This window comes from Guyparkeria sp. (assembly GCF_046540515.1).
Lineage (GTDB): Bacteria > Pseudomonadota > Gammaproteobacteria > Halothiobacillales > Halothiobacillaceae > Guyparkeria.
This window is the reverse complement of the sequence record NZ_JBKHFB010000065.1, coordinates 1-10,579: the sequence shown is the minus strand read 5'-3', so window position 1 is coordinate 10,579 and position 10,579 is coordinate 1. Positions and strand designations below refer to the sequence as shown.

Sequence of the window (10,579 nt, the reverse complement as noted above, 5' to 3'; positions counted from 1 at the left end):
GCGATGCGCGCGGCCTGCTGCATGTTGTGGGTGACCACGACAATCGTGAACTCGGACTTGAGCTCGTGCATCAGCTCCTCGATCGTGGCCGTCGAGATCGGGTCGAGCGCCGAGGTCGGCTCGTCCATCAGGATCACGCTCGGCTGCACGGCAATGGCCCGGGCGATGCACAGGCGCTGCTGCTGACCACCGGAGAGCGAGGTGCCCGGCTGGTCGAGCTGGTCCTTGACCTCGTCCCACAGACCGGCGGCGCGCAGCGACTGCTCGACCAGCTCGTCCTGCTCCTTGCCCTTGGCAACGATATCGTGCATGCGCGGCGCGTAGGCGACGTTCTCGTAGATGCTCTTCGGGAACGGGTTCGGCTTCTGGAACACCATGCCGACCTTCTTGCGCAGGGCGACCTCGTCTACCTGCCTGGAGAGCACATTCTTGCCTTCCATCACCACCTCACCCTCGGTACGCACCGAGGGGATGAGGTCGTTCATGCGGTTCAGGCAGCGCAGGAAGGTGGACTTGCCGCAGCCCGACGGCCCGATCAATGCGGTGATGTTGTGCTGGTAGATATCCAGGTCGATGCCCTTGAGGGCCTGCTTGTCCCCGTACCAGAGCTTGAGTTCGCGAACGGTCAGCTCGATCTCGTGGGTGGTCTCCTGGTTGAAGGTGACCGGGGCGCCGGGGGATGCGAGTTTTGTTGTCATGCTCGCCGTACCTGTCGTTGATGGGCGTTCATTGAGTGGATCCGGGGGAACACGTCGGGTGTTACCACCTGTGCTCGAATTTCTTGCGCAGATACACTGCGGCGGCATTGAGCGTTATCAGCACCGACAGCAACACCAGGATGCCTGCGGCAGTGCGCTCGACGTAGGCGGCTTCCGGCTCACCGGCCCAGGTGAATATCTGCGCTGGCAGTACCGTTGCCGCTTGGGTGAAGCTGGTCGGAGCGTCCGGGATATAGGCGATCATGCCGATGATGATCAACGGCGCGGTCTCGCCCAGCGCCTGGGCCAGGCCGATGATCGAGCCGGTGAAGATGCCGGGCATCGACAGCGGCAGCACGTGATCGCGCACGGTCTGCCAGCGGGTCGCGCCGACACCGAAGGCGGCCTGGCGGATCGAATCGGGCACCGCGCGCAGCGCGGCCCGCGAGGAGATGATGATGATCGGCAGGGTCATCAGCCCCAGCGTCAGGCCCCCGGCCAGCGCCGAGGATCGCGGCGCGCCGAAGAAATTGATGAAGATCGCCAGGCCCAGCAGGCCAAACAGGATCGAGGGGATGGCCGCGAGGTTGTTGATGTTCGTCTCGATGATGCGGGTCAGGCGGTTGTCCGGGGCGAACTCCTCGAGATAGATCGCCGTCATCACCCCCACCGGGAAGGCGAACGCCAGCGTGACGATCAGCACCAGCACCGAGCCTACGGCCGCCGAGGCCAGACCCGCCATCTCGGGCAGCTTGGAATCACCCCGGGTGAAAAATACCGTGTTGAAGCGCAGCTCGGCACGACCTTGCTCGACCAGCCGGTCGACCACCTCGATCTCCGAGTCGCTCAGGCGCGACTTGCGCCCCTTGAGGTACTGGTCGACGGCGTCGTCGGCCAGCACCCACTCCGTCGGACTGGTGCCCAGCAACGACTCGTCCTCGGACATCCGCTTCGGAATCACCCGCACGAAACCGCGACTGACCAGCTCGCGGTAGTCGGCCTCGATCGCCGCCAGCGGCAGGTCGGCCGCGCGCTCGCTGTAATCGACCTCGATCTCGATATAGCCCTGCTGGAACGCCGGCAGCCCCTTGACCACCATATCGGCGAGAAACAGGAACAGGAAAGTGGCCGCCAGGATCAGCGCGGACATCGACAGCCACTTCATTCGAGCGGACTTGCGATGGCGCTTTTTCAGCTGGCGGGAGATGTCGTCGAGGGACTGGGCCATGACGGGACCTTTCCGGTTTATCGAGTTACAGGTTGTTGACCGCGTACTTCTCGCGGAAGCGGCGGATCATCACGACCGAGACGAAGTTCAGTGCCAGGGTGACCACGAACAGCACCAGGCCGAGCGCGAAGGCCGACAGGGTCGCGGCCGACTCGAACTCGTTGTCGCCGGTCAGGGCCGAGACGATGCTGACCGTCACCGTGGTCATGTCCTCGAGCGGGTTCGCGGTGAGGTTGGGACGCATGCCCGCGGCCATCACCACGATCATCGTCTCGCCCAGCGCCCGCGAGACGCCCAGCAGGGTCGCCGAGATGATGCCCGGCAGGGCCGCCGGCAGCACGACGAAACGAATGGTCTCGTTGCGGGTGGTGCCCAGCGCCAGCGACCCTTCCCGCATGGCGTTGGGTACCGATCTGATCACGTCGTCGGAGAGCGAGGAGATGAACGGGATGATCATGATCCCCATGACGATTCCGGGCGCCAGCGCGTTGTTGAACGAGGCGTCCAGCCCGACCGAGTCGGCCACCGAGACGATCAGCGGGGCGACCGTGATCGCGGCGAAGAAGCCGTAGACCACCGTCGGGATGCCGGCGAGCACCTCGAGCACCGGCTTGGCGACGTCACGTACGCGATCGGGGGCGTACTCGGCCATGTAGATCGCCGCCGACACCCCGATCGGCACGGCCACCAGCATGGCGATCGCCGTGATCATGAAGGTGCCGGCGAACAGCGGCACGGCACCGAAATTGTTGTTTCCTTCTGCCTCGACGTCACCGGCATCGAGCTCGCCACCGAGTCGGCCCGCGCCCTCGAGGAAGGCATCACCCGGCGCCCAGGTGGTGCCGGTGATGAAGTACCAGAAGCTCTCCATCTGGAAGAAGCGGATCGCCTCGAACACGATGGAGAACAGGATGCCGAAGGTGGCGAGGATCGAGATCGAGGCCGCCCCGGCCAACGTCCACTTGACCGACCGTTCCAGCGAGTCGCGAGCACGCAGTTCGGGTCGCACCCGGTTCAGACCGACGAACAGGCCGAAGGCACCCAGCCCGAGGGCACCGACGATCGCCAGCCAGCCCGGGAAGGCGTTCTCGAACACGCCCAGCACGATCGCGGAGATCATGGCGACCACCACCGCCGGGCCGGCGGCACTGAGCACGGTGAACCAGGCGTACTGGTCCGGCTGCGAATGCATGTCCGTGCCATTGGCACGGACCCGGGCGGCCTTGGAGCGGCCGAGGTAGAAGCCCAGCGCCCCGAGGACGATCACCCCGGCGAAGAACGTCATCAGTATCTGGTCGGTCTGCATGGCAGCGTGTTCCGTCTTGTCGAAGGCCGAACGTTACCGGTCATCCGGTCGGTCGTCGGCGCAGGCGGCGATAGTCAGGCGGCCCATTATTGAGAATGTGGCTCCTGTTGCAAGCATTCGGTCGATCAAACGCCAAACGCTTGCAACAAGAGAAAGCCGGCGGATCACCCACCGGCTTTCCCCTTCCATGGGAGGGCGTCCCTTTCCCCGTCCCTGGGGAAGCGAATCCTTCGCTTACTTGAGGTCGGACTTCTTCAGCTTGGCGCGATCGGCGACACGCTCCTGCCACTCTTCGAGTTCAGCTTGCGGCAGCGTGATCAGGCCGATGCCCTTGAGAGCGCCGAGATCGCTGATCATCTTGTCGCTCATGAACAGGTCAACGTAGTCGGCCATGGCCGGGACTTCGTCGGCGTGGCTGTTCTTGATGTAGAACCACAGCGAACGGGCGATCGGGTAGTCACCCGCACTGATGGCCTCCGGCTCCGGGGCGACACCGTCGATGTCCGAACCGATCAGCTTGTCGCTGTTCTCGTCGAGGAAGGAGTAGCCGAAGATACCGAACGCGTCGGTGTCCTTCTCGAGCTTCTGCACGATCAGGTTGTCGTTCTCGCCGGCATCGACGTAGGCACCGTCCTTGCGCAGGTTGGCGTAACCCTTGTTGCCGTACTCTTCCATTTCCTCGGTCACGGCCTCGAGGACCAGCTCCTCGAAGGCGTCACGGGTACCGGAGGTGGTCGGCGGGCCGTAGACGCGGATCTCGCGATCCGGCAGCGAGGAGTCGATGTCGCTCCACTTCTTGTGCGGGTTGTCGACCAGCTCACCGTCGACCGGCACCTTTTCCAGCAGGGCCATGGCGATCTGCTCGCGGGTGAAGGCAGCACTGTCGTTCTTGTTGCTCTGGGCGAAGGCGATGCCATCGGAGCCGATCATGGCCTCGGTGATATCGGTAACGCCGTTTTCCGCGCAACGATCGAACTCGGACGGCTTCATGCGACGCGAGGCGTTGGTGATATCCGGAGAGTCCATGTCGTTGCTGTCACAGAACAGCTTCAGGCCGCCGCCGGAACCGGTCGACTCGATGACCGGGGTCGGCCAGTCGGTGGTCTCGCCCAGCTCTTCGGCCACGTAGCTCGAGAACGGGTAGACGGTGGAAGAGCCGACGATGCGGATCTGGTCACGGGCGTGGGCCGTGCTGATGGAGGCAGCCACGATGGCAGCCAGGCTGATAGTGCCAATAGCAAGCGGTTTCATACAGGAGTTACCTCAGTTGGTGTTCAACACAACGCGATTGCGGAGTGGATACTGAGGATCGTTTGTGACAACACGATGAAATTATGACAACGGTCCGATGACACGGAGGATAGAAGAAGTCAGGGGTCAGAGCGAGATGCTGGATTGGTCGATCTTGGTGCCAGGTCGTTCTCGCCAAGTTCCTCCTTCTGATTTCTTCCTTCTGACTTCCGATTTCTCCGCGGAAGGCCGCGGCCCTCAGCCCGTGGCCTTCCGCGGCCTGACCCGGAACCACACCGCGTACATCGCCGGCAGGAAGACGATGGTGAGCACGGTGCCGACGGTGATCCCGCCGATCAGGGTGACCGCCAGCGGTCCCCAGAAGGTGCTGGTGGTCAGCGGCACGAACGCGAGCACGGCGGCCAGCGCGGTGAGCACCACGGGGCGCGCGCGGCGGATGGTGGCCTCGATCACGGCGGTGTGACGGTCGTCGCCGGCCCGCCGGTTCGCGTCGATCTGGCCGACCAGGATCAGGGTGTTGCGCATCAGGATCCCGGCCAGACCGATCAGCCCCAGCAGGGCGACGAAGCCGAACGGCTGGCCGAACAGCGCCAGCGCGCCGGCCGCGCCGATCAGCCCCAGCGGCGCGGTCAGCAGGACCATGAACAGCCCCGGGAACGAGCGCATGTTGAGCATGATCAGGGTCAGCATGAGGATCACCATCAGCGGCATCACCGCCTTGAGGGAGTCCTGGGCCCGGCCGGACTGCTCGACGGTGCCGCCGATCTCGATCCGATAGCCTTCCGGCAGCGAGTCACGCAGGTCGGCCAGGTCGGCCCAGCTTTCCGAGGTGGCATCCGGGGGCTGGGCATCGCGGATCTCGGCGTTCACGTTGACGTAGGGCGTCTGGTTGCGCCGCTTGAACACGGGCAGCTCCTCTTCCACCTCGATCTCGCCGAGTTGCGCCAGCGGCACGGTCTCGCCCGAGGAGGTGCGAATCGGCAGCGTCTCGAGGCGGGCCGGATCGCGCGCCACGTCCGGGCTGCCCATCACGACCACGTCGATGCCCCGGATGTCCTCGCGCAGGGGGGTGGCCACCTGGCCGTTGACGATGCCGGCCAGCTGCTCCTGGACCTCCACGGGCGTGAGTCCCATCTGGGCCAGGCGAGCGGGATCGAGCGCGACGTTCAGACCGGGCGCGGCATCGCCCCATTCCAGGTGCGGGTCGACCAGGTGCGGGTTCTCTCCCATGATCTCGCGCACCTGCTCGCCGATCGCGACCAGCCGGTCGACGTCCGGCCCCATGACGCGGAACTGCACCGGCCAGACCACCGGCGGGCCGTAGAGCAGTGGATGAGGGCGCACCCGCGCCTCGGGGAAGGCACCGTCGGCGATCAGCGTCTCCATGCGCTCGCGCAGGGCCTCGCGCGCCTCGGCGTCGTGCGTGACCGCGATGATCTTGGCGAAGGCCGGGTCGGGCAGTTCCGGGTTGAGCGCGAGGAAGAAACGCGGCGCGCCCTGGCCGATGTAGGTCGACAGGGACTCCAGCGCCGGGTCATCCTCGATCTCGGCGGCCACCCGCTCGGCCACCTGCCGCGTGGCCGTGATCGAGCTGCCCTCGGGCAGCTGGATGTCGATCAGTAGTTCCGGCCGATCGGAGCTGGGGAAGAACTGCTTGGCCACGCCCTTGCCCATCAGTGCCACCGAGGCGGCGAACAGGATCAGGGTGCCGCCGACCACCCACCAGCGGTAACGCACGCAACCGGTGATCACCCGGCGCAGGGCACGGTAGGCGCGCGTGTCGTACATCCCGCCGGGATGCGGCTCGACACGGGGCAGCAGCTTGACGCCCAGGTACGGGGTGAACACCACGGCCACGAACCACGAGGCGATCAGCGAGATCCCCAGGATCCAGAAGATGTTGCCGGCGTACTCGCCCACGTTGGCCTGGGCGAAGCCGATCGGCACGAAGCCGACCACGGTGATCAGCGTGCCCACCAGCATGGGCATGGCGGTGACCGTCCAGGCATGAGCCGCGGCGGCCACGCGGTCGGCGCCCTCCTCGAGCTTCACCAGCATCATCTCGATGGCGATGATCGCGTCGTCCACCAGCAGTCCCAGCGAGAGGATCAGCGCGCCCAGCGTGATCCGGTCGAGGTTCTTGCCCGTGATCTGCATGATCACGAAGGTCATCGCCAGGGTCAGTGGCACCGCCAGCGCGACCACCAGCCCAGCACGCAGCCCCAGGGCAAGAAAGCCGACCAGCATGACCACGCCCAGGGCGAGCAGGAACTTCACCTGGAAGGTATCCACCGCAAGACGGATGGCATCCGCCTGGTTGGTGACCTTCTCCAGGGCCACGCCCTCCGGCAGGTTGCCCGCGACACGCTCCTCGAAGGCCGCCAGGCGCTCGCCGAGCTGCAGGCCGTTGGCGTTGGCCGACATGACCACGCCCACCATCAGGGCCCGTTCGCCGTTGTTCTCCACCACGAAGGCGGGCGGGTCGGCCAGGCCGCGCCCTACCTCGGCGACGTCCGAAATCCTCAGCACCCGGTCGCCGACGACCAGTGGCGTCTCGCCGATGCGCTCGATCGCCCGTGTGCCGCCACCGTCAAGGCCCGGGCCGACCCGAACGTAGAGACGGGGGCCGTCGGTCTCGATCCGCCCGCGCGCGGTCATGCGGTTCTGCCCGGCCAGCGCCGCGGCCACCGCATCCGGCTCGAGGCCCAGCGAGTCGATCCGCGCCGGGTCGAGGCGGATCTCGACCCGGTCGTCCTGCTCGCCGATCAGGTGCGCCTTGGCCACGCCGTCGACGCGCAGCGCCTCGCGCCGCAGCATCTCGCCGGCACGCACCAGTTCGCGCTGGTCCACCCCAGGGGCCGTCAGGGCGTAGAGGGTGAAGTAGACATCGGTGAAATCGTCGTTGAAACGCGGCCCGTCGACGCCAGGGGGCAGTTCGCCCTCGGCGTCGGAAAGATGCTTGCGCACCTGGTAGAAGACCTCGCCGACCTCCTCGGGCGGGGTGGACTCCTCGAAGTTGATCCGCAGGTACACCGAACCGGGGCGGGCGACGGTCTCGACGAAATCGAAGTACGGCACGTCGCTCAGCGCGAGCTCGAGCGGCTCGCCCACCTGCTCCTGCATCTCCTGCGCGGTGGCGCCCTCCCAGTGGGCCTCGGCGAGCATCACCTTGAGCGTGAACACGGGGTCCTCGGCCCGGCCCAGCGAGACGAAGGCATACAGCCCCGCGGCGGCCACCAGCAGGATCAGGTAGAGGGTGATCGACCGCTCGCGGACCGCCAGCGCCGAGAGGTTGAAGCGGCCGACGATCGAACCGCTCAAGACCCGTCTCCATCCGCCGCGCCGGCCGCCGTTTCATCGGCGCGACGGGGCCGCACCCGCTGGTCGTCGTGCAGGCGGTTGACGCCCGCGACCACCACCGATGTCCCCTCCGGCAGATCGGTCTCGATCACCGCGTAGGCGACCCCCATCGCGCGGACCGTCACATCGACGGCACGCACGCGATCGTCATCGAGTCGGTAGACCTGCCAGTCGCCGTCGCGACCGAACAGGGCACCGACCGGGACCTGCCGGGCGGGCCGCTCGTCGGCGAAGGCCAGGCGGGCGGTCTGTCCGATCGCCCATGGCCGGTCGCGATCGGCGGCCGGTTCGATCCGGTAGCGGGCGGCAAACGTCCGGCTCGCCGGGTCGGCCGCCCCGGCGAGCGAGTCGAGCGTGACCGTCCGTTCGACCCCGTCGGCCTCCAGTCGTGCCTCGGCCGTGTCGGGAAGCTCCGGGAGGCGTCGTTCGGGAACGGCCACCTCCACCAGGCGCCCGTCGTCGGCGGCGAGCCGCACCACCGGTTCGCCGGCGGCCACCACGTCGCCGACGTCCGCGATCAGCTCGATCAGCACCCCGTCGAAGGGCGACTCGAGCGAGGCGTAGTCGAGGGCGTTGCGTGCCTCGGCCAGGCGGGCCTCGGCGCTGGCGACCCGCGATGCGGCGGCCTGCTGACGCGACACCGCCTGGTCCAGCGACTGGCGACTGGCGACGGACCGCTCGAACAGGTCGCGGGTCCGATCGAGTTCCTGCCGGGCGAGTTTCGCCTCGGCGCGTGCCTGCTCCAGCTCGGAGCGGGCGGAGTCACGCCGGGCCTGCAGGTCACGGACATCGAGGCGGGCCAACGGCTCCCCGGCCGCCACGCGCTGACCTCGACGCACCAGTCGTTCGCTGATCCGCCCGCCGACCTGGAAACCAGCCACCGAGGTCGTCTCGGCGACCACCTCGCCGACCAGGGCGGGCGCGTTCGCCACTCCGGCCCGCAGCGGGGCGACCAGCACCACCGGCACATCGGCCCCGTCCCGATCGGAGGCGACACTCGCCGCCGGAGCAAGCGCGAAACCCAGCAGGGCGATCCCGGCCGCAACAATCCCGTACACGTTTGCCATACTCACCGCATTTCGCTCCCTGAACCCACGCCATCGCCCATGCCCACCGACACCGTCATCGTCTGGTTCCGTCAGGACCTGCGTCTCGCCGACAACCCGGCGCTGGACGCCGCCCGGGCGGGAGAAAGAATCATACCCGTGTACATCGTGCCGGCGGAGGCCGAAGGCAGGGACGGCTTTCTCCGCGGCGGGGCCACACGCTGGTGGCTGCATCACGGCCTGCAGGCCCTCGACGAGTCGCTGCGGGAAAAGGGTAGCATGCTAGTTATCCGCCGCGGCGACCCGGTCGAGGTGCTGCCCCGACTGGCCGCCGAGGTCGCGGCGACGGCCGTGCACTGGAACCGGCGTCTGGAGCCGGCCGGCATCGCCACCGACCGGCGCGTCAAGCAGGCACTGCGCGAGGAAGGCATCGCGGCCCGCTCGTTCCCCGGCAACTACCTGCACGAACCGTGGACCGTGCTCAACAAGCAGGGCGAGCCCTACAAGGTGTTCACGCCCTACTGGAGGGCGCTGCTCGCCGCCGGCATCGACCAGCCCGTCTGCCCCGAACCCGAGCGGCTACCCGCGGTGAGCGAGGCGATCGCCAGCGAGACGATCGAGTCACTCGGGCTGCTGCCCCGGCTGGACTGGGCCAGCGGTTTCGCCGACTGGTGGACGCCGGGCGAGGCCGGTGCCTGGGACCGTTTCGAGGGCTTTCTCGACGAGGTGGGGCAATACCATGCCACCCGCAATCGCCTGGATCTGGACGGCACCTCGCGGCTCTCGCCGCACCTGCACTTCGGCGAGATTTCGCCGCGACAGATCGTCGCGCGGGTGCGCTCCGAGTACCCGCACGCCCTGGACGACAAGGGCCCGGAGCATTTCCTGCGCGAGGTCGGCTGGCGCGAGTTCGGCGCCAACCTGCTGTTCCACTTCCCGCAGACCGAGACCGACAACCTCGATGCCCGCTTCGACCACCTCCCCTGGCGCAACGACCCGGCGCACATCCGTGCCTGGCAGCGCGGCGAGACCGGCATCCCCGTCGTGGATGCGGCCATGCGCGCGCTGTGGACGACCGGCTGGATGCACAACCGCGCGCGGATGATCGTCGCCTCGTTCCTGACCAAGAACTGCCTGGTCGACTGGCGCATCGGCGCGGACTGGTTCATGGACACGCTGGTCGACGCGGATCTCCCCAGCAACACCGCCGGCTGGCAGTGGGTCGCCGGCACCGGCGCGGACGCCGCGCCCTACTTCCGCATCTTCAACCCCGTGCTGCAGGGCGAGAAGTTCGACCCCGACGGCGCCTTCATCCGCCGCTGGGTGCCGGAGCTGGCCGCCCTGCCCGACAAGGCGCTGTTCGCCCCGTGGGAGGCCAGGCCCGACACGCTCGCCGAGGCCGGCGTGCGTCTGGGCGAGACCTATCCCGAACCGATCGTCGATCTCAAGACCTCGCGCGAGCGGGCACTGGAGGCCTTCCAGCAGATCAAGGAGTACGAGCGCTGAGTTCCCCCGGGTAAGATGCCGGCCTCACCTCCCGTTGTCTCTTCCCATATGTCGATATATAGTGAAAAACATAACGCATCGTTCACCGGATCGCTGGGCCTGAAGCTGGGCGCCGGCGAGGTCTCCGATCGGCGACTGCGACTGCTGGCCGCGCTGGAGCAGACCGGCTCGATCAGCGGCGCGG

General features: G+C 67.4%; 7 protein-coding genes. 1 reads left to right on the top strand and 6 read right to left on the bottom strand.

Annotation, left to right across the window (positions count from 1 at the left end):
* The 6 genes from pstB to ACLFRM_RS07795 form a co-directional block, all read right to left on the bottom strand.
* The coding region (gene pstB / locus ACLFRM_RS07820) for a phosphate ABC transporter ATP-binding protein PstB (RefSeq protein ID WP_410755180.1) at positions 1-698 on the bottom strand (698 nt) is incomplete at its 3' end.
* 61 nt (positions 699-759) lie between these two features.
* On the bottom strand, positions 760-1,926 hold the full coding sequence (pstA, locus tag ACLFRM_RS07815; RefSeq protein ID WP_410755179.1) for a phosphate ABC transporter permease PstA: 1,167 nt from the start codon (positions 1,924-1,926) through the stop codon (positions 760-762).
* Between the two features lie 25 nt (positions 1,927-1,951).
* Positions 1,952-3,232 carry a phosphate ABC transporter permease subunit PstC gene (gene pstC, locus ACLFRM_RS07810; RefSeq protein ID WP_410755178.1) on the bottom strand — a complete coding sequence of 427 codons (1,281 nt, stop codon included), beginning with the start codon at positions 3,230-3,232 and terminating at the stop codon, positions 1,952-1,954.
* 234 nt (positions 3,233-3,466) lie between these two features.
* Complete coding sequence (locus tag ACLFRM_RS07805; RefSeq protein WP_410755177.1) at positions 3,467-4,441, bottom strand: substrate-binding domain-containing protein; 975 nt, start codon at positions 4,439-4,441, stop codon at positions 3,467-3,469.
* A gap of 279 nt (positions 4,442-4,720) precedes the next feature.
* Complete coding sequence (locus ACLFRM_RS07800) at positions 4,721-7,804, bottom strand: efflux RND transporter permease subunit (RefSeq protein WP_410755176.1); 3,084 nt, start codon at positions 7,802-7,804, stop codon at positions 4,721-4,723.
* Positions 7,801-8,910 carry an efflux RND transporter periplasmic adaptor subunit gene (locus ACLFRM_RS07795; RefSeq protein WP_410755181.1) on the bottom strand — a complete coding sequence of 370 codons (1,110 nt, stop codon included), beginning with the start codon at positions 8,908-8,910 and terminating at the stop codon, positions 7,801-7,803. Before ACLFRM_RS07795 ends, ACLFRM_RS07800 begins: the two co-directional genes overlap by 4 nt.
* Positions 8,911-8,949: 39 nt before the next feature.
* Here ACLFRM_RS07795 and ACLFRM_RS07790 point away from each other — a divergent pair, with 39 nt between their 5' ends.
* Positions 8,950-10,395: a cryptochrome/photolyase family protein gene (locus ACLFRM_RS07790; protein WP_410755175.1), complete on the top strand. Its 1,446-nt coding sequence runs from the start codon at positions 8,950-8,952 to the stop codon at positions 10,393-10,395.
* The last annotated feature ends 184 nt before the right edge of the window (positions 10,396-10,579 follow it).

Excerpts from the sequence above, each read along its gene's own strand:
- pstA (WP_410755179.1), bottom strand. The coding sequence starts at position 1,926 with ATGGCCCAGTCCCTCGACGACATCTCCCGCCAGCTGAAAAAGCGCCAT.
- pstC (WP_410755178.1), bottom strand. The coding sequence starts at position 3,232 with ATGCAGACCGACCAGATACTGATGACGTTCTTCGCCGGGGTGATCGTC.
- ACLFRM_RS07795 (WP_410755181.1), bottom strand. The coding sequence starts at position 8,910 with ATGGCAAACGTGTACGGGATTGTTGCGGCCGGGATCGCCCTGCTGGGT.
- ACLFRM_RS07790 (WP_410755175.1), top strand. The coding sequence starts at position 8,950 with ATGCCCACCGACACCGTCATCGTCTGGTTCCGTCAGGACCTGCGTCTC.